Genomic DNA, 17,962 nt, shown 5'->3' with positions numbered 1-17,962 from the left:
TCGATACTTCCATGGCATCGTCCGAAGCACGGACCGCCTGTTATCATTGTGGCGCGCCGGTGCCTGCCGGCGCGTCCTGGCATATCCGTCTGGACGATCAGCAATACCCGCTGTGCTGTCCTGGCTGCGAAGCCGTGGCCCATGCCATCGTGGACGGTGGCCTGGAAAGCTATTATCGCTTCCGTACCGAGCTGCCGGAGCGGCCCGACGATCGACAGGCCGCGAAGGCCGAAACCTGGGCAGTCTTCGACGATCCGAATCTACAGCGGGCATTCGTTCATGCCGAGGACGATGAAGGCCTTCTCAATGCCACGCTGGCTGTCGACGGTATCACCTGCGCTGCCTGTGCCTGGCTGATCGAGCACCGCCTCAACGCTCTCGATGGTGTGACCTCCAGCGCCGTCAACCTGAGTCATCATCGCGTTCGGGTCGCCTGGGACCCGCAACGCCTCAAGTTCTCGCGTATCCTGGCCGAGCTTTCCGCCATCGGCTACCCTGCACAGCCCTACGAACCCGACCTCGCCCAGCAGAAACTGCATCGCGAGGAACGTCAGGCCGTGCGCCGCCTGATCGTCGCCGCCATCGGCATGATGCAAGTCATGATGTTCTCCATTCCCCTGTATGTCTCCGCCCCGGAGGATATCAGCGAGAACTTCACGCGCCTGTTCCATTGGCTATCGTTCGCTCTGACGACTCCCGTCGTGCTGTTTTCCGCAGTGCCTTTCTTCAAGAACGCCCTACGCGATATCCGCACCCGTCAGCTCGGCATGGATGTGCCGGTCTCCATCGCCATTCTCGGTGCCTACGCAGCGAGCACCTTCGCCGTGGTGGCCGGCGCGGGCGATACCTATTTCGACTCGGTGACCATGTTCACCTTCTTTCTGCTGTTCGGCCGTTACGTGGAGATGCGTGCACGCCGCCGCAACGGCCACAGCGGCAATGCATTGTCGGGCCTGCTGCCTTCCAGCGCGGTGCGTCTCGACGATCAGGACAACGAGCAGATCCTGCCGGCCAGCGCGCTGACCGCCGGCGATCGCGTTCTGGTACGCCCCGGCCAGAGCGTACCAGCGGACGGCATCATCGAATCCGGACAATCGAGCCTCGATGAGTCGACGCTAACCGGCGAGTTCTTGCCCGTGGTCCGCCAGGTAGGCGATGCCGTCACCGGCAGCAGCCTGAACGTGGAAAGCCCGCTGGTGATTCGCGTCACCCGCGCCGGACGCGACGCGCGGGTCTCGAGCATTCTCGACCTCACCGACCGCGCCTTCGCCAGCCGCCCCAAGATCGCCGAAATGGCCTCGCGCATGGCCCACCACTTCGTGCTGCGGCTGTTGGTTGCCACGGTCGGCGTGGCCGTCGTCTGGGCCTTTATCGACCCCTCGCGGGTACTCTGGGTCACGCTATCGGTACTGGTCGTGACCTGTCCCTGCGCCCTGGCTCTGGCCACCCCCACCGCCCTCACCGCCAGCCATGGCCAGTTGCGCCGTCGGGGCGTGCTGATCACCCGGGCCCACGCAATCGAGACGCTGACCCAGGCGACCCGAGTCATCTTCGACAAGACGGGCACCCTGACGTCCGGCCACATGACACTGCGTGACACCCGACCTATCGAACCGGCCCTCACCGTGGCTCACTCACGGGCGTTGGCTGCCGCACTAGAGGCGCACTCGGAGCACCCCATCGCACGCGCCTTTCGCGAATATCGGGTCCCGGGGGTACGCGCGCAGCAGGTGACCAGCACACCCGGCCAAGGGCTCGAGGGCACGATCGATGGTCAACGCTACCGGCTTGGACGTCCGGACTTCGCCGTTGACGGCACGCCTCCCACCACACCGGGAGAGGGACAGTGGCTACTCCTGGCGCGCGGAGAGGTTCCGCTGGCATGGTTCGAGCTCGCCGATGGCCTGCGTGAGGATGCCGCACCTACGGTCAGCGCGCTTCAGGCGGCGGGGCTCGAGGTGGAACTGCTCTCGGGCGACAGCTCCAGTGCCGTCGCTACGCTGGCGGCAGCGCTCGGTATAGACCACTGGACGGCGGGAGCCAGCCCCGAAGACAAGCTGGCTCGCATCAGGGCATTGCAGGAAGCGGGGGAAACCGTCGTCATGGTCGGTGATGGGATCAACGACGTTCCCGTGCTGGCCGGCGCCGATGTCGCTATCGCCATGAACGGTGCCACCGACCTCGCCCGGACCAACGCCGATGCCGTGTTGATGAGCCCCCGCCTGTGGCGTATCGTGGAGGCCATCAAGCTGGCTCGCATGACACGTCAGTTGATTCGTCAGAACCTGGTCTGGGCGCTTGTCTACAACCTCTGTGCGCTTCCTCTGGCCGCCATGGGTCTCGTGCCGCCCTGGGCCGCGGCGCTGGGGATGTCCATCAGTTCGCTGATCGTGATCGCCAATGCCCTGCGCCTCAACCGGGTGCGAATGCCTTCACCCGAGGCGGCCTCTCCGGAACCGACCGCATGAACATTCTCTATCTGCTGATTCCTCTTTCACTGGTCCTGCTCGGCTTGGCGGTATGGACTTTCTTCTGGGCCGTGAAGTCGGGCCAGTTCGATGACCTGGAAGGGCCTGCCCATCGTATCCTGTTCGAGGACGAGAACGATCTGACGCCCGAGCAGCGCCGCCGGCGAGCAGCACAGACTCGTACTGATGCCTCCGATCATGCAGACAGTGCCGATGATCGCGCCACGACCGCCCCGGCGAAAGATCAGGACGCTCACGAGACGGAACGCCACTGATGGACCCGACCGGCCTGGCACTGCCGCCCCTAGCGGCAGCCTTCGTCTTCGGCCTGCTTGGCGGCGCTCACTGCATCGGCATGTGCGGCGGTATCATGAGCGCTCTGACCTTTGCCGTTCCTCCCAGCATGCGCCACCCGGCACGTCTCGGCGGCCTGCTGCTGGGCTACAACCTGGGCCGTATCGCCAGTTACGTGGTCGCCGGTGCGCTGGTCGCCCTGTTCGGCAGCCTGCTGGGCCATGCCCTGGATGGCATCGCCCTGATCCTGCGCGTTCTGGCGGCGGTCATGCTGATCCTGATGGCGCTCTATATCGCCGACTGGTGGAAGGGGCTGCTGCGGGTCGAGGCGCTGGGGCGACGTTTCTGGAAACGTATCGAGCCTCTCGGTCGCCGCCTGATGCCGGTCGTCAGGATCCCTCAGGCCATGGCGCTGGGTGCTGTCTGGGGCTGGCTGCCCTGCGGCCTGGTCTATTCGATGCTCGCCTGGAGTCTGGCCGAGGCCGACCCGCCACTCGCCGCGGCCATGATGGCCGCCTTCGGTCTGGGCACCTTGCCGGCCCTGCTGGTCACCGGCGTCGCGGCACGCCAGATGAGTGCCTTGATCCGGCACCCGGCGACACGCACCCTGGCGGCGGTGCTGATCATTCTCTTTGCGACTTGGCAGCTCTGGCATCTATGGCCAGGCAACATGCACGCTTCCGCCGTCCATGACATGTCCCAGGAGAGTCAGCACGTCCATGGGCATTGATCCACGTCAGTCACCCTGTCGCCTTGGCGGCATAGCATGGGAGAACCGCGATATTCGAGACACACCCCATGGCCGCCGACGCAGTACCCGAAAAGCCTTTTCCCTCCCCGACCTATCCGATCTGGGACGATGCCCTGATGCACCGCTACCCACCAGAGGAAGCGGGATACGCCTATTTCCCACCAGCTTCGAGTTTCACTGCGGACATTGGCACAGCGGCACTCATCGAAGCGCTTTCCCGACGGGACGATGCCCTTCCCCTGGCGATTGATGTCAATATCCCTTTCTGTCGCAGCGCCTGCCTCTATTGCCATTGCCGGCCCGTGATTCTAGAGGAACCACGACTGGCCATTCCCTATCTGGAACACCTGGATGGAGAAATGGGGTTGTTCGCAGGCCATCTGGGCACGACACGCCAGATCGAGCAGCTTTACTGGCATGGCGGTACCCCCACTTTTCTTTCACTGGACCAAATGAGCCGACTGGTGGACCAGCTCGACGCGCACTTCGGCCTTTCCAGCGCAACACATCGCGACTACGCCATCGAGATCGATCCCCGGGCTGCCGATGTCTTTACGCTTCGCCATCTCCAGGCTCTAGGGTTCAATCGTCTGAGTCTGGGCGTTCAGGATCTGGACAGGCAGGTGCTACGCGCCGTCAATCGTATCCAGCCGCGTCGACTGACCGAAATTCTCATCGACGAGGCCATGCGACTGGGGTTTCGTTCACTCAACATCGACCTGATCTACGGGCTGCCCCTCCAGACGCGGGAGAGCTTCGGAGCCACGCTTGAACAGATCATCGACTTGGCTCCGGCCCGGCTGACGCTGCATGGTTATGAACATCGTCCGGAGCACTTTGGCATACAGCGTCAACTCAACGCAGCGCAATTGCCCGATGGGGAGGAAAAGCTGGCGATCCGGCGTCTCTCGCATGAGTTGCTGGGCGCAGCGGGGTATTGCCACATCGCAATGGGACTTTACGCTCGCCCCGATGACGACCTCGTTCGCGCTCAACGGGAAGGCAGGCTATACATGGGACCACGCGGTTTCACTTCCCAACCTCCGGGCGATCTGATCGGTCTGGGCGTCTCCTCGATCAGCCGGATCGGAAACTGCCATGTCCAAAATGCCCTCGAGATTCCCCGTTGGGAAAAGCGGATCTCCAATGGCCAACTGGCAAGTGTCAGGGGCTTGTGCCTGGATCAGGATGAGAGGATACGACAATATGTCATTCAGCGTCTGACATGCGATATGGCACTGGACGCTGCCGACATCGGTGCAAGGTTCGACATCGATGGTCTTCGATATCTCGAGAGACTCCAGGCGCACCTGACGCCTACCATTCCGGACGACTTCTTTCTGTTCGACGGCAAAAACCTGAAGGTGACGTCACCGGGCCGCCTCGCCATTGCGTATCTCCTTGCAGAGCTCGAAAAATTTTTCCCTACCTAACATGAGGTAAGCAGGGAACTTTTCGACAACACTACGATACAAAAGGTCGCAGCTAGGCATACTTCGCTTTTTTATCGCCAGAGCTTCCTCCATAATGGGTTCAGCCGCCACTGTGGAGGACATCATGCTAAGCCCGGTCGCCACCTCACGACATGCCCGCCTGAATGAGACACGCTGCCAGACCTGCAGCTTGAGCTCGCTGTGTTTGCCGCTGGCTCTGGAGCTCGAAGACATGAGCCAGTTCGACGCCATCATTCAGCGCCGTGCCCCATTGAAGAAAGGGGAAGCCTTGTTTCGCCAGGGCACGCCGTTCATGAGTGTCTTCGCCGTCCGCTCCGGGAGCCTCAAGCAGATCACCACCGACAGTACCGGTGAGGAACAGCTCACCAATTTCTATCTGCCCAGTGAACTGGTCGGTCTCGATGGGATTGACGAGCAGACCTATCTCGGCAGCGTGATCGCCCTGGAGACCACTACCGTCTGCGAAATTCCCTTCGATCGTCTGGATACGCTCTCCGAACGGCTTCCCCAGCTGCGCAACCAGTTGTATCGCAGCATGAGCAAGGAGATGCGCGACGACCGGCGCATGATGCGTCTTCTGTCACGCAAGACCGCTGACGAGCGTCTGGCCAACTTCTTCACTACCCTGTCGATGCGCTTCCGCCGCCGTGGCTACTCTCCCTACAGCTTCCGTCTGTCGATGTCGCGTGCCGATATCGGCAACTATCTGGGCCTTGCCGTGGAAACCGTCAGTCGTATCCTGAGCCGCTTTCAGCAACAGGGGCTGGTTTCCGTCCAAGGCCGCGAAGTGCATGTACTCGACCTCGATGCCCTATCGGCACTGGCCGAAGGCGAAGGCTGCCAGTAACGCCGTATCCTGTTGATGCCGGTCACTCACCGGCATCGTGTACCTTCCATTTCATGCCCTCTCCGTTGCCTTTCGGCACAATTCTTGCTGTCTATTGAACAGAAATCGCAACAAGCGCTGGCGCGCATCAGCGTGACGAGGCTAGTTTGTTGCCAAAAATGCAACAGTGAAGTGCCGATGCGTGCATTTATCGCTCTTTCCTGCGCCGTATAATGGCTCCCATAGAGAAAACACGGCAACTTCAGACGCATCCCAGCGAGTAGTGCCGTTTTCCTCCCATACGATCCATTGAGGAACCGATTATGCGCACTTCACTAGCTGCCGTTTTTGCCGTATTGACGACTGTGGCTGCTACCGGCACGGCAACGGCGGCGACCCTGTCCCAAGGCACCTTCTCCCAGAGCGCGCCGTCTCAGATCATGATCGAGCAGGACAGCAGCACCGCGTTCGTGGACGTCCACCAGCCGCTGATTCCCACTGCGCATCTGAATGCCGCGAAAGTGGATATGTCCCAGGGGGCATCGTCATCGCTGAAGCCGCACAAGACGGGAAACGCCATTGTGCAGGCCTTCGAGCACGTCAACGAGCCGCTGCTGGCTATCGAGCCGATCATGCAGAGCCGCTTCGAGTAAATCCGCATCACACCACCGGCAGGACAGAATCCGACTTGTACTCTTACAGCCCGCTTCGGCGGGTTTTTTTATATCAAGACCTTTCTCATTCCCAGCATGCTGCACTGAAGGCAAACGGCTGTTCTAGGCTATGTACGAAAAGTCGGCGAGCGATGATCAGGCAAGGCAAAAAGCAGTGAAAATGCGGAGTTTACGAGAGGTAAATGAGCACTTTGAGCTGATTTTTAACGCCGTATGGTCGAGTGTAGGCAGTTTTCGTACAAAGCCTAATGGCCATACATGCTGTCGAAACCAGGAATGTGACGCTCCCATATCGGGGGTTCGCCAACGACCTCCTTCAGGCAGTCTATAAAACGCGCCGTTTTCTGGGCCAGATATTCGCGATGGGGATAGACGATATGGATATCGGGGTAATCGACGAGGGGCAGATCCGTCAGCAGAGGGATGAGTTCTCCAGTAAGAATTTCCTCGCTCAACACGAAGCTGGACAGCACGCCGAAGCACAGCCCATGGCGCATCGTGCTGTAGACGGCCAGTGGATCATTGGAGCGTAACCGGGGATTCAGAGGAATCTTTTCCGTGCCGCCTTGCGGATTGGCATAGCGCACACTGTCGAGCACCAGTCCGTCACGAGAGTAAATGGCCGCGGGCAGACGCACCAGCTCTTCGAGACTCGCAGGCATCCCGAAACGTTCGATGAAGGCCGGGCTGGCGCAGATGATGGGCCGATTGCGTGCGAGAGGACGCGCGATCAGGTTCGAGTCCTCGAGCGGCAGCAGGCGCACGGCAAGATCGTAACCGCCACCGATCAGGTCGACCGTGCGCTCATCGAGCTGGATCTCGACATGGGTTTCTGGGTAACGCTCGAGGAACATCCGCACCGCCTCTTCCACGTACAGACGTCCGAAGTGGGTGGGGCAAGACACTTTGAGGGTCCCCTGCGGCGCCTTGTGATAGGCGCTGGCGATCTCCTCGGTCTCCTCCAGCGTTTCTCGCAGCAGCAGGCTGCGCTTGTAGATTTCCTGTCCGACGCCGGTCAGCGACAGGCTGCGTGTCGAGCGATTGAACAGACGCACCTGGAGGTCGTCTTCGAGATGGCCGATCTGGCGAGACACCACGGAACGGTTGATGTTGCGCCGGTCCGCCGCACGGGTAAAACTCCCCGCTTCGACTACGTCGAGAAAAAGCAGCAGGCGAGACGCTCTATCCATCGCTTCCGTTCTCCGTGACTGGCTCGCCCATCGACCCTTCCCTTCATATGCGTGACGCCGGTAGAACCGGCGTCACGCGCTGTGCTGTTCATTCCCGCGACGCTAGGCCTGGCTGGCGAGAAGGTCGAAGGCCTCGATACGGTTGTCCTGCAGTGTCACCTGCTTGGCTTCCAGACCGGTGAAGTCGAACAGATCGCGATCGGCGAGTTGGGACGGCGCGACATTGGTCACTGCCTTGAACATGGTTTCCAGTCGTCCGGGATGCGTCTTCTCCCATTCGCCAAGCATCTCCTTGACCACCTGACGCTGCAGGTTGGGCTGTGAGCCGCACAGATTGCAGGGAATGATAGGGAACTCCATGAACCGGGCGAACTCGGCGATATCCGACTCGCGACAATAGGCGAGCGGACGAATGACGATATTCTTGCCGTCATCGGAGAGCAGCTTGGGCGGCATCGCCTTCAGGGTGCCGCCATAGAACATGTTGAGAAACAGCGTCTCGAGGATATCCTCGCGATGATGGCCCAGCGCCACCTTGTTGGCGCCGATCTCCTTGGCGAAACCGTACAGCGAGCCACGCCGAAGCCGCGAACACAGCGCACAAGTGGTCTTGCCTTCGGGCGTCTTCTCCTTGACCACCGAATAGGTGTCTCGCTCCAGGATATGGTAGGCCACGCCTCGCTGCTCGAGATACTCGGGCAATACATGCTCGGGGAAACCCGGCTGCTTCTGGTCGAGATTGACCGCCACCAGTTCGAAGCTTACAGGCGCATTGCGCTGCAGATTCAACAGAATCTCCAGCATGGTATAGGAGTCCTTGCCGCCGGACAGACACACCATGATCTTGTCACCGTCATGGATCATGCCGTAGTCGATGATGGCGTTGCCGACCTGACGCCGCAGGCGTTTGTGAAGCTTGTCGAACTCGCGCTTGTCTTTGCCGGAGAGTGCTTGCATGGGATACGACACGATGGAATGACTGAAAGGCGTCCATTCTATCATTGCCCCTGGCCGCCTGGGTACTTGCCGAACCTGCACGCGCGGACCGCTTCTTCGGCCCGCGCGGTTACCATCACGCCTGCCGAGGCTGGCCGTTGGACGCCGACAGGCCGCCATCGACCGGCAGATTGACCCCATTGACGAAGCGCGCATCCTGGCTGGCCAGGAAGGCGATCACATCGCCGATCTCTTCGGGCTCGGCCCCGCGGCCCATGGGACTGCGCTCCTTGAACTTGTTCATCAGCGTTTCGTCATCCGCCATGTCCTTCGTCAACTCGCTCCAGGTCAGGCTCGGGCAGACGGCATTGACGCGAACGCCATCCGCGCCGTGATCCATGGCCAGAGCCCGGGTGAAATTGGTCACCGCGCCCTTGGCCGCATTGTAGAAGCTCATGCCCCAGTCGCCGCCCATGCCGGAGACCGACGAGACATTGACGATACAGCCCCGCTGCCTGATCAGCTCGGGCATCGCTGCACGGCTGCAGTAGAAGACCCCGTCGAGATCGGTCGCCATGACGTCTCTCCATTCCTCGACGCTCGCTTCGGTGATCTTGCCGGACGCCACGGTCCCGGCATTGTTTACCAGCACGTCCAAGCGGCCGAACCTGTCGATGATCTCCTTGAACAGCGCCTCCACATCCTCGAGCCGGGAGACGTCCGCAGGTCTCACATAGGTACGCTCGGAGAGTTGGGAAGCGGTCCTGTCGAGCTTTTCCCGGGTGCGCCCCACCAGCACGACATGGGCCCCTTCACTGTCGAAACGCTTGGCCGTGGCCGCACCGATGCCCGAACCGGAACCGGTAACCACGACCACCTTGTCGGTGAAACGCTGCATCTCTGAGGTCATGAGTCACTCCGCAATGGTCGTTGGGTATGTCGCCTTCCCAATGTAGACCATGCTGAAAGCAGCGCTTCTCAACCGGGCTGCCCGTCTGCCCGGGGGCGGCTCAGCACCGGCCAGTACAGAGCGACGAACAACGCAAAGGCGGTGACCCAACCGACCGCAGCGACGATAAGCCCGGCGCGATAGTCGATGACCAGCAGCGCCATCAGTACCCGGCTGACGGCCGCCGCCAGGATCGCCAGATAGATGATCACGGCGAAGCGTGGGAGCTTCATGGGCCGGCCGGTATGCCCCATCGCCACCCGGGTCATCACACCCAGGATCAGCATGGCGATCCCGCCGATACCCAGCGCATGCTGCCAGGCAGCGGCCGGAACGGAAGCGGCAAAAGGCGCCAGCGCCTTGAGTCCCAGCGCCAGCACGATCCACACATAGGCCAGGTGCAGAATCCACAATAACGGCTGGGAAGCGGTCTGCCAGCCGGCCCAGCGCCACAGGCGCACGGCGTTGATACCTGCCGCCGCCAGCGCCACCAGCGCCCCGAGCCACGGCAGGCCGGTCATCAGATCGGCAGGAATCATCAATGCGGTCGTGATCAGCACATAGCGGTCGAAGCGCTCGGAACGGCGCACCGTCTCCGGCCGTCCGCCATGCATGCGCAGCCAGTTGGCCGTGAAGGCCGGCGTGATGCGCCCGGCAATCACCACGATCATTACCGTCAGCAGATCGAACGCCAGCATTTCCCCCAGCCGCAACCAGGCCAGGCCGCGGCCCGCCATGCCCAGATGCATGAGGCCATTGCTCAGTGCCAAGAGGCCCAGTACTGCGACCAGAATCAGGTTGCGCCGGTTGTGGTACTTCAGCAGCACGCATGCCACATAGCCTGCCAGTACCGGCAGAAACGCCACATCCACCAGCGCCACCAGCCACGTCGGTAACCAGCCGGCCGTCCACATCGCCACGCGCCCCGCCAGCCACAGCAGCACCAGCGCCGCCAATCCGCCGCCCTTCAGGGGTGCAGCTCCCGTCCAGTTGGTCATGGCGGTGAGCAGAAAGCCGGCAATGGCCGCCGGCACCAGTCCGAACAGCATTTCATGGCTGTGCCAGTACAGCGGCGACATGCCCAGCGGCAGAGACCAGCCCCCCAGCAGCATGCCAGTCCATGCCAGTATCACTAGCGCCCCGTAAAGTCCCGTCAAGAGAAAGAACGGTCGAAAGGCATAAGCGAGCAGTACCGATGCCCTATGGGAATGACGCCTCATGAAGCCTCCCGAGTCGCTAGCGCAGTGGGACGGGTGAAGACAAAGATGGCAATGGCCAGAAACAGCACCCCGGCGAGCAGAGGGATTCGTGGCCCCGATGTGTTCAGCCAGAGTCCCAGCCAACTGCTCGCCAGCAGCGCACCGGCCAGCCACTTGGCACGGCGCGGTACTGCGCGCTGCTCATACCAGGCGTGCAGCACGGGGCCCAGACGGGGATGCGTATGCAGCCAACGATCGAGCCTCGCCGACCCCCGAGGGGCCGCCCAGGCCGCGATCAGCAGAAAAGGTGTGGTTGGCAGCAGAGGCAGCACGATACCGGCAATGCCGAGACCGATACTGGAATAAGCGAGCCCGCGATACAGCGCGCGGCGAAAAAGAATGTTCGAAGCCATGGTCACCTCCGCAGCAATAAGATTTATTCTAATTACATCTTATTGGCAAGGCTTGATTTGGGTCAGGTGTCGTCCATGCGGGCGCCTACGCCAAGCACTTGAAGCGAAAGCGCTAGAACCAGAACCAGCCGTGGCTACCGGAGACCGCCCCGGCAATGGTGATCAGGCTCAGTATCAGCAGGCCCCAGTGCAGGATCTGTATCATCCTGAAGGTCGATTCCGGGGCCCGTTTCGCTCGCGCCTTGAGCCAGCGGTGTAGGAACAGCGGCTCGATGACGAACAGCATCAGCGTGAAGATTCCCCACACCGCGATCATTGCGTGAATCCACCAGAACTCGCCCATCGCCAGACGCTGCCAGCCCAGCACGTGCAGCATGTAGAAACCGCTGATGCCGGCCAGCAGAGTAGTGATACGCGATTGCGTGGCAAAGCGGGACTCGACCGTTTCGAAAAAGGCGACTCGCTCTTCCGGTGTCTTGAACCGACGTACCGCGGGCAGCAGCACGGTCGTCACCATCGCTACCCCACCGATCCAGAACACGACTGCCAGCACATGGACGACGCGGGCCAGAGTGAACTCCATCTTGCCTCCGATTGTGATTTACCGATGTGACCTCTTTGCCCGAGCGGCCCGGCCGGACAGGCACGGCATATTCTGTCCCGTGCGAATGGGGGCATCACTTGACTTGGATCAAGGCAAGGAATATGGGCTCCGCTAGTCTCACCACCACAACATGTTGTGTCAACGAGACTAAAACCACCCATATATAGGAAAAACATGCCTACCGCCCAGCCCAGACCAAGCGTCCCGCCACGCATCGACGTTCGCCGGACCATCGACGAATACCTGCACAAGGCCGACTGGCGAGTCAATGCCAACGCCAACCAGGGTTACTCGCTGGGCGGCATGATTCTCAACGTCGCCGGCAAGGTCGTGGCCAACTACTGGCTCGACGAAGTATATCCGGAGGCGATCGGCCAGGCCCACCGCGACGGCGCCCTGCATCTTCACGACCTCGACATGTTGTGCGGCTATTGCGCGGGCTGGTCGCTGCGTCAACTCCTGTTCGAAGGCTTCAATGGTGTCCCCGGGCGCGCCGAAAGCGGTCCACCCAAACACCTGAGCAGCGCTCTGGGACAGATGGTCAATTTTCTCGGCACCCTGCAGAACGAGTGGGCGGGAGCGCAGGCCTTCAGTTCCTTCGACACCTATCTGGCGCCCTACGTACGCAAGGACAAGCTGGACTATGTCCAGATTCGCCAGGCGATGCAGGAATTCATCTACAATCTCAACGTGCCGTCGCGCTGGGGGACCCAGACGCCATTTACCAATCTCACCTTCGACTGGGTGTGTCCGGCGGATCTGGCCGAGCAGGTACCGATAATCGCCGGTGAGGAGCAGCCATTCACCTATGGCGAGCTACAGGCCGAGATGGATCTGCTCAACCGCGCCTACCTGGAAGTGATGCGCGAGGGCGACGCCCGCGGACGGGTGTTCACCTTCCCGATCCCGACCTACAACATCACGCCGGAGTTCGACTGGGACAGCCCCAACACCGAAAGACTCTTCGAGCTGACCGCCAAGTACGGACTGCCGTACTTCCAGAATTTTCTCAACTCGGATCTCGAACCGCACATGGTGCGCTCGATGTGCTGTCGGCTGCAGCTCGATGTACGCGAGTTGTTGAAGCGCGGCAATGGATTGTTCGGCTCCGCCGAGCAGACCGGCTCCCTAGGGGTGGTCACGATCAACTGCGCCCGACTCGGTTTTCTTCACAAGGGAGACTGGCAGGGCCTCTATCGCCATCTTGACGAACTGCTGGCCCTGGCCCGCGACAGCCTGGAGATCCGCCGCACCACCATCCAGCAGTTCATGGACGCCGGCCTGTATCCCTATACCCAGCGCTATCTGGGCACGCTGCGCAACCACTTCTCGACCATCGGCGTGAATGGCCTGAACGAGATGCTGCGCAACTTCAGCGACGATGCGTTAACGATCGACATGCCCGACGGCCAGGCCCATGCACTGCAACTGCTCGAACACATTCGCGAGCGGATGCGTGAGTTCCAGGCCGAAACCGACCATCTCTACAACCTCGAGGCCACGCCCGCGGAAGGCACCACCTACCGCTTCGCCAAGGAGGATGCCAGACGTTACCCCGGCATCCTTCAGGCCGGCACGCCGGACAGTCCCTACTACACCAATTCCAGCCAGTTGCCGGTAGGCCACACCGACGACCCCTTCGAGGCACTGGCCCTGCAGGACCCGCTGCAGACGCGCTACACCGGCGGTACGGTGCTGCATCTCTACATGCGTGAACGCATCTCCAGCGCCCGAGCCTGCCGACAGCTGGTCAGGACCGCCCTGACCCGCTTTCGCCTGCCGTATCTCACCGTCACGCCGACGTTCTCCATCTGTCCGATACATGGCTACCTGGCCGGAGAACACGAATTTTGCCCGCGCTGCGACGATGCTCTGCTGATGCGGCAATCCACCGCAACGACCTGTTGCCAACCCTAGGTTATTTTCACAAGGAGTTTGCCATGCAATCCAATACCGCCCTCACTGCCGCCGATCTGCCCAGTGACCAGCGTCAGCGCTGCGAAGTCTGGACACGGGTGATGGGCTATCACCGTCCGGTCAGCCAGTTCAATCCGGGCAAGCAGTCCGAGCATGCCGAACGACGTCACTTCATCGAACACGGCCTGCCCCGTCACTGAGCAGTCCCAGGGCGCCGGCAGGCGCCCTGGCCATCGATCGGCCGGAGGAACACGCAATGCCCGAGACGGCCTACGTCAATCATGTCCTTAGCCTGCCCGTCGCAGGCGTCACGCCGATGACCACACTCGACTATCCCGGTCACCTGGCTTGCGTCCTTTTTACCCAAGGCTGTCCGCTACGCTGCGGCTACTGCCATAATCCCCAGCTGATTCCTCGCAATGCGGTATCCGCCCACACGTGGCCCGAGATAGAAGCGTTTCTAGAACGCCGTCGCGGCCTGCTGGAAGCCGTAGTGTTCAGTGGCGGGGAACCCACCCTGCACCCCGCGATTATCGCAGCGGCCGAACGGGTCAAGGCCATGGGCTACAAGATCGGCCTGCATACCGCCGGTGTCTATCCTCAACGCCTGGCTCGGCTACTGCCTCTTCTCGACTGGGTGGGGCTGGACATCAAGGCGCTGCCGGAAGACTACGATCGCGTCTGCGGCCGCCCCGGCATGGCCGTCAGCGTCGCCGCCAGCCTGACCCAACTGCAGGCATCGACGATCGACTGGGAGGTCCGCACCACCGTACATCCGCTGGACTTCGATCCGGCACGTATCGCCCTGTTGCTCGAACAGCTTGCCGACGCCGGTGTCGAGCGGTGCGCCCTGCAGTTGGCCCGCCCCGGGCAGTGTCTGGACCCGGCCTATGCCACCCATCCCGGTTTCGCCCAGGCCACGCTGGAAAATCTGCTCGTCTGGATGCGCCCGCGCTTCACGCAGTTGGAACTGCGGACCTAGGCTATGTACGAAAAGTCGGCGAGCGATGGTCAGGCAAGGCAAAAAACAGCGAAAAGGCGGAGTTTACGAGAGGTAAATGAGCATTTTGAGCTGATTTTTAACGCCGTATGGCCGAGTGTAGGCAGCTTTCGTACAAAGCCTAGTCTCACCCGGGCCATCGCCACTCCCGCTGGACATATCTGTATCCGGCCTGCCGATGAAACGGTACGGCCGCTCGCCCATCGACTCGCCTCTTCTCGGTGACTGCTGCATTCCCGCCTCAATGATTGCGCCCCAGAGACTGCGCCAGCCCGGCCGATAGATACCGGTGTGGACGGCAAGCAGCGCCTGTCACAGCAAAAATTTGTCTCAGATCAATATCCATCAGCCCTTAAAGATGTATATTAAATACATATTAGATCCGTTGTATTGCATCAGGGCGAGGACAGACCATGGCCACACCGGCAACCACCCCCATCCGGCCTCCCGCACGCGAGGCGTACTACCGCGCCGCAGGAGGCGAGGTCGCGCTCTTCGAGCACGCTGACCGCCACGGCCTGCCGGTCCTGATTAAGGGTCCCACGGGCTGCGGCAAGACCCGCTTCGTTCAGCACATGGCCGAACGGCTGCAGCGCCCGGTGTACACCGTCGCATGTCATGACGATCTCACCGCCGCGGATCTGGTGGGACGGCACCTGATCGGCGCCAACGGCACTTTCTGGCAGGACGGCCCGCTCACCCGTGCCGTACGCGAAGGCGCCATCTGCTATCTCGACGAGGTGATCGAGGCACGCAAGGACACCACCGTCGTGCTGCATCCGCTGGCCGACGATCGTCGCGTGCTGCCCATCGATGCCACCGGTGAGCTGCTCGAGGCCGCGCCCGGCTTCATGCTGGTGGTCTCGTATAACCCCGGTTACCGCAACCTGCTCAAGGGCCTCAAGCCGAGCACGCGTCAGCGCTTCGTGGCGCTGGCCTTCGACTACCCCGACACCGCGGCAGAAGCCGAAATCGTCGCCCGCGAGTCCGGGCTCGACGCCACGCGCGTCTCGCGACTGGTCGAGCTGGGCCGGGCCCTGCGCCATCTCGGCGAGCACGACCTCGAGGAAGCCGCCTCGACTCGCCTGCTGATCCATACCGCACGCTTCATCAGGGACGGCGTGGAGCCGGCCGCCGCCTGCGAGGCATGTCTGGCGCAGCCGTTGAGTGACGATCCGACCACCCTGAATGCCCTGATGGATGTCGTCCGAGCCCACTTCGGATGCCGCGATTGAACGATGAGCCAACCTGACAGCGCCCAGGCCGGGACCGAATACATGAGATACCGGACCGCGCGCCCTACAAGAGGAAACCGTGATGTCTGACAGATTCACCAAGGGCATGGCCCGCAACATCTACTACGGGGGCAGCGCTTTCTTCATCCTGCTGTTTCTCGGTCTGACCTTCGACACGGTGACGGCCCTGCCGCAGCGCGAGAACCGCGAAGGCATCACCGAGGCGGTCGCCCACGGCAAGGAGATCTGGGAGGAGAACAACTGCATCGGCTGCCACACCCTGATGGGCGAAGGCGCCTATTTCGCTCCCGAGCTGGCCAACGTCTTCGACCGTCGCGGCATGGGTAACGAAGAGGCTTTCAAGGGCTTCTTCCAGGCTTGGATGGCGGCACAGCCGCTACATGTACCCGGCCGCCGCCAGATGCCCCAGTTCAACCTGCCCAAGGAGGACGTCGACGACCTGGCCGAGTTCCTGATCTGGACATCACGCATCGAAGACAACAACTGGCCGCCGAACATCGAAGGCTGAGCCCTGCGACCACGATCGGAAGAAGAGAGAACGCACATGAAATACCAGAGCCAAGCGGTGGCCAAGCCCTACTTCATCTTTGCCATCATCCTGTTCGTCGGCCAGATCCTGTTCGGACTGGTACTCGGCACCCAATACCTCATCGGCGATTTCCTGTTCCCGGCAATCCCCTTCAACGTGGCCCGCATGGTCCACACCAATCTGCTGATCGTATGGCTGCTGTTCGGCTTCATGGGCGCGACCTACTATCTGGTGCCCGAAGAGTGTCAGCGCGAACTGCACAGCCCGCTGCTGGCGAGGATCCTGTTCTGGGTATTCGCCGCCGCCGGTACGCTGACCATCGTCGGCTATCTCGCCGTGCCCTATGCCAGGCTGGCCGAGATAACCGGCAACAGCGTGCTGCCGACCATGGGCCGTGAATTTCTTGAACAGCCCACCATCACCAAGGTCGGCATCGTCATCGTGGCGCTGGGGTTTCTTTACAACGTCGGACTGACCATCCTCAAGGGCCGCAAGACGGTGATCAACATGATCCTGATCACCGGTCTGATCGGGCTCGCCGTGTTCTTCCTGTTCTCCTTCTATAACCCCGCTTCACTCACCATGGACAAGTATTTCTGGTGGTGGGTCGTGCACCTGTGGGTGGAAGGCGTCTGGGAACTGATCATGGGCAGCATTCTGGCCTTCGTGCTGATCAAGACCACCGGCGTCGACCGCGAAGTCATCGAGAAGTGGCTCTACGTGATCATTGCCATGGCCCTGATCAGCGGCATCATCGGCACCGGCCACCACTACTTCTTCATCGGCGCGCCCCAGTACTGGCTATGGCTGGGCTCGATCTTCTCCGCCCTGGAGCCGCTGCCCTTCTTCATGATGATGGTCTTCGCCTTCAGCATGGTGAAGCGTCGTCGCCGCAACCACCCCAACCGTGCCGCCACCACCTGGGCGCTGGGGACCTCGGTGATGGCCTTTCTGGGCGCAGGCGTGTGGGGTTTCCTGCACACCCTGGCACCGGTGAACTACTACACCCACGGCAGCCAGTTGACCGCGGCTCATGGCCACCTGGCCTTCTTCGGCGCCTACGCGATGATCGTCATGACCATCATCTCCTACGCCATGCCCATCCTGCGCGGGCGCACCGCCGGCAACAGCGAGCGGGCCCAGGCACTGGAAATCAAGTCCTGCTGGCTGATGAGCATCTCCATGCTCCTGATCACGGTATTTCTCACCGCGGCCGGCGTGACTCAGGTCTGGCTGCAGCGTCTGCCCGAGAGTGGACAGGCCCTGCCCTTCATGGCCACTCAGGACGCCCTGCGCATCTTCTACTGGCTGCGTCTGGGATCAGGCTGCCTGTTCGCCCTGGGCCTGTTGCTGTATCTCGCCAGCTTCTTCGTCGCCGTACGCGAGACCTCCAGCCAGGACAAGCCCGACATGCCGGCTCCGCTGACTGCCAACGCCTGAGCTGAACGACGCCGCTCCCGCCGGAGCGGCGTCGCCAAGGCGCCTCGCCCCCCAAGAGGACA

18 protein-coding genes are annotated in these 17,962 nt (G+C 61.7%); 12 read left to right on the top strand and 6 right to left on the bottom strand.

Annotation, left to right across the window (positions count from 1 at the left end; genetic code table 11):
• The first annotated feature begins 11 nt into the window (after positions 1–11).
• The 6 genes from ACYQ12_RS04645 to ACYQ12_RS04620 all read left to right on the top strand — a co-directional run bounded on the left by ACYQ12_RS04645 (position 12) and on the right by ACYQ12_RS04620 (position 6,446).
• Positions 12–2,468 carry a heavy metal translocating P-type ATPase gene (locus ACYQ12_RS04645; RefSeq protein WP_459868423.1) on the top strand — a complete coding sequence of 819 codons (2,457 nt, stop codon included), beginning with the start codon at positions 12–14 and terminating at the stop codon, positions 2,466–2,468.
• The gene (gene ccoS, locus ACYQ12_RS04640) at positions 2,465–2,743 is read left to right on the top strand and encodes a cbb3-type cytochrome oxidase assembly protein CcoS (protein WP_459868420.1); all 279 of its coding nucleotides are present in this window, start codon (positions 2,465–2,467) and stop codon (positions 2,741–2,743) included. Before ACYQ12_RS04645 ends, ccoS begins: the two co-directional genes overlap by 4 nt.
• A complete protein-coding gene (locus ACYQ12_RS04635) occupies positions 2,743–3,492 on the top strand; it encodes a sulfite exporter TauE/SafE family protein (protein ID WP_459868417.1) in 750 nt (249 codons plus the stop codon). Before ccoS ends, ACYQ12_RS04635 begins: the two co-directional genes overlap by 1 nt.
• Positions 3,493–3,560: 68 nt before the next feature.
• Entirely contained in the window at positions 3,561–4,946 is a 1,386-nt protein-coding gene (gene hemN, locus ACYQ12_RS04630) for an oxygen-independent coproporphyrinogen III oxidase (protein ID WP_459868414.1), read from the top strand.
• Between the two features lie 124 nt (positions 4,947–5,070).
• On the top strand, positions 5,071–5,814 hold the full coding sequence (fnr, locus tag ACYQ12_RS04625) for a fumarate/nitrate reduction transcriptional regulator Fnr (protein ID WP_459868411.1): 744 nt from the start codon (positions 5,071–5,073) through the stop codon (positions 5,812–5,814).
• A 302-nt stretch (positions 5,815–6,116) separates the two neighbouring features.
• Positions 6,117–6,446, top strand: a complete 330-nt coding sequence (locus ACYQ12_RS04620) for a hypothetical protein (protein WP_459868408.1) — start codon at positions 6,117–6,119, stop codon at positions 6,444–6,446.
• Between the two features lie 266 nt (positions 6,447–6,712).
• On the opposite strand, the gene ACYQ12_RS04615 is transcribed toward ACYQ12_RS04620, so the two are convergent.
• The 6 genes from ACYQ12_RS04615 to ACYQ12_RS04590 form a co-directional block, all read right to left on the bottom strand.
• Positions 6,713–7,657 carry a LysR family transcriptional regulator gene (locus ACYQ12_RS04615; RefSeq protein ID WP_459868405.1) on the bottom strand — a complete coding sequence of 315 codons (945 nt, stop codon included), beginning with the start codon at positions 7,655–7,657 and terminating at the stop codon, positions 6,713–6,715.
• Positions 7,658–7,759: 102 nt separating this feature from the next.
• Positions 7,760–8,614 carry a tRNA 2-thiocytidine(32) synthetase TtcA gene (gene ttcA, locus ACYQ12_RS04610; RefSeq protein WP_459868402.1) on the bottom strand — a complete coding sequence of 285 codons (855 nt, stop codon included), beginning with the start codon at positions 8,612–8,614 and terminating at the stop codon, positions 7,760–7,762.
• A 115-nt stretch (positions 8,615–8,729) separates the two neighbouring features.
• On the bottom strand, positions 8,730–9,503 hold the full coding sequence (gene budC, locus ACYQ12_RS04605) for a meso-2,3-butanediol dehydrogenase (protein WP_459868400.1): 774 nt from the start codon (positions 9,501–9,503) through the stop codon (positions 8,730–8,732).
• Between the two features lie 68 nt (positions 9,504–9,571).
• Positions 9,572–10,762, bottom strand: a complete 1,191-nt coding sequence (locus ACYQ12_RS04600) for an NnrS family protein (RefSeq protein ID WP_459868397.1) — start codon at positions 10,760–10,762, stop codon at positions 9,572–9,574.
• The gene (locus ACYQ12_RS04595) at positions 10,759–11,154 is read right to left on the bottom strand and encodes a YbaN family protein (RefSeq protein ID WP_459868394.1); all 396 of its coding nucleotides are present in this window, start codon (positions 11,152–11,154) and stop codon (positions 10,759–10,761) included. Before ACYQ12_RS04595 ends, ACYQ12_RS04600 begins: the two co-directional genes overlap by 4 nt.
• A gap of 112 nt (positions 11,155–11,266) precedes the next feature.
• Positions 11,267–11,737: a hypothetical protein gene (locus tag ACYQ12_RS04590; protein ID WP_459868391.1), complete on the bottom strand. Its 471-nt coding sequence runs from the start codon at positions 11,735–11,737 to the stop codon at positions 11,267–11,269.
• 195 nt (positions 11,738–11,932) lie between these two features.
• Between ACYQ12_RS04590 and ACYQ12_RS04585 the strand changes: the two genes are divergently transcribed.
• The 6 genes from ACYQ12_RS04585 to ACYQ12_RS04560 all read left to right on the top strand — a co-directional run bounded on the left by ACYQ12_RS04585 (position 11,933) and on the right by ACYQ12_RS04560 (position 17,900).
• Positions 11,933–13,675 carry a ribonucleoside triphosphate reductase gene (locus ACYQ12_RS04585; RefSeq protein ID WP_459868388.1) on the top strand — a complete coding sequence of 581 codons (1,743 nt, stop codon included), beginning with the start codon at positions 11,933–11,935 and terminating at the stop codon, positions 13,673–13,675.
• 23 nt (positions 13,676–13,698) lie between these two features.
• The gene (gene nrdD / locus ACYQ12_RS04580; protein ID WP_459868385.1) at positions 13,699–13,875 is read left to right on the top strand and encodes an anaerobic ribonucleoside-triphosphate reductase; all 177 of its coding nucleotides are present in this window, start codon (positions 13,699–13,701) and stop codon (positions 13,873–13,875) included.
• A 56-nt stretch (positions 13,876–13,931) separates the two neighbouring features.
• Entirely contained in the window at positions 13,932–14,657 is a 726-nt protein-coding gene (locus tag ACYQ12_RS04575; protein WP_459868382.1) for an anaerobic ribonucleoside-triphosphate reductase activating protein, read from the top strand.
• Between the two features lie 431 nt (positions 14,658–15,088).
• Entirely contained in the window at positions 15,089–15,910 is an 822-nt protein-coding gene (locus ACYQ12_RS04570) for a CbbQ/NirQ/NorQ/GpvN family protein (protein WP_459868379.1), read from the top strand.
• A gap of 82 nt (positions 15,911–15,992) precedes the next feature.
• On the top strand, positions 15,993–16,439 hold the full coding sequence (locus ACYQ12_RS04565) for a c-type cytochrome (protein ID WP_459636588.1): 447 nt from the start codon (positions 15,993–15,995) through the stop codon (positions 16,437–16,439).
• A gap of 36 nt (positions 16,440–16,475) precedes the next feature.
• Entirely contained in the window at positions 16,476–17,900 is a 1,425-nt protein-coding gene (locus ACYQ12_RS04560) for a cbb3-type cytochrome c oxidase subunit I (RefSeq protein WP_459868375.1), read from the top strand.
• Positions 17,901–17,962 lie beyond the last annotated feature (62 nt).

This window comes from Halomonas shantousis (assembly GCF_054654615.1).
Note: the sequence above shows the minus strand (reverse complement) of the source record. Positions and strands in the feature narration are given on the sequence as shown.

Coding starts and splice junctions, on each gene's coding strand:
- ACYQ12_RS04645 (WP_459868423.1), top strand. CDS start 12: ATGGCATCGTCCGAAGCACGGACCGCCTGTTATCATTGTGGCGCGCCG.
- ccoS (WP_459868420.1), top strand. CDS start 2,465: ATGAACATTCTCTATCTGCTGATTCCTCTTTCACTGGTCCTGCTCGGC.
- ACYQ12_RS04635 (WP_459868417.1), top strand. CDS start 2,743: ATGGACCCGACCGGCCTGGCACTGCCGCCCCTAGCGGCAGCCTTCGTC.
- hemN (WP_459868414.1), top strand. CDS start 3,561: ATGGCCGCCGACGCAGTACCCGAAAAGCCTTTTCCCTCCCCGACCTAT.
- fnr (WP_459868411.1), top strand. CDS start 5,071: ATGCTAAGCCCGGTCGCCACCTCACGACATGCCCGCCTGAATGAGACA.
- ACYQ12_RS04620 (WP_459868408.1), top strand. CDS start 6,117: ATGCGCACTTCACTAGCTGCCGTTTTTGCCGTATTGACGACTGTGGCT.
- ACYQ12_RS04615 (WP_459868405.1), bottom strand. CDS start 7,657: ATGGATAGAGCGTCTCGCCTGCTGCTTTTTCTCGACGTAGTCGAAGCG.
- ttcA (WP_459868402.1), bottom strand. CDS start 8,614: ATGCAAGCACTCTCCGGCAAAGACAAGCGCGAGTTCGACAAGCTTCAC.
- budC (WP_459868400.1), bottom strand. CDS start 9,503: ATGACCTCAGAGATGCAGCGTTTCACCGACAAGGTGGTCGTGGTTACC.
- ACYQ12_RS04600 (WP_459868397.1), bottom strand. CDS start 10,762: ATGAGGCGTCATTCCCATAGGGCATCGGTACTGCTCGCTTATGCCTTT.
- ACYQ12_RS04595 (WP_459868394.1), bottom strand. CDS start 11,154: ATGGCTTCGAACATTCTTTTTCGCCGCGCGCTGTATCGCGGGCTCGCT.
- ACYQ12_RS04590 (WP_459868391.1), bottom strand. CDS start 11,737: ATGGAGTTCACTCTGGCCCGCGTCGTCCATGTGCTGGCAGTCGTGTTC.
- ACYQ12_RS04585 (WP_459868388.1), top strand. CDS start 11,933: ATGCCTACCGCCCAGCCCAGACCAAGCGTCCCGCCACGCATCGACGTT.
- nrdD (WP_459868385.1), top strand. CDS start 13,699: ATGCAATCCAATACCGCCCTCACTGCCGCCGATCTGCCCAGTGACCAG.
- ACYQ12_RS04575 (WP_459868382.1), top strand. CDS start 13,932: ATGCCCGAGACGGCCTACGTCAATCATGTCCTTAGCCTGCCCGTCGCA.
- ACYQ12_RS04570 (WP_459868379.1), top strand. CDS start 15,089: ATGGCCACACCGGCAACCACCCCCATCCGGCCTCCCGCACGCGAGGCG.
- ACYQ12_RS04565 (WP_459636588.1), top strand. CDS start 15,993: ATGTCTGACAGATTCACCAAGGGCATGGCCCGCAACATCTACTACGGG.
- ACYQ12_RS04560 (WP_459868375.1), top strand. CDS start 16,476: ATGAAATACCAGAGCCAAGCGGTGGCCAAGCCCTACTTCATCTTTGCC.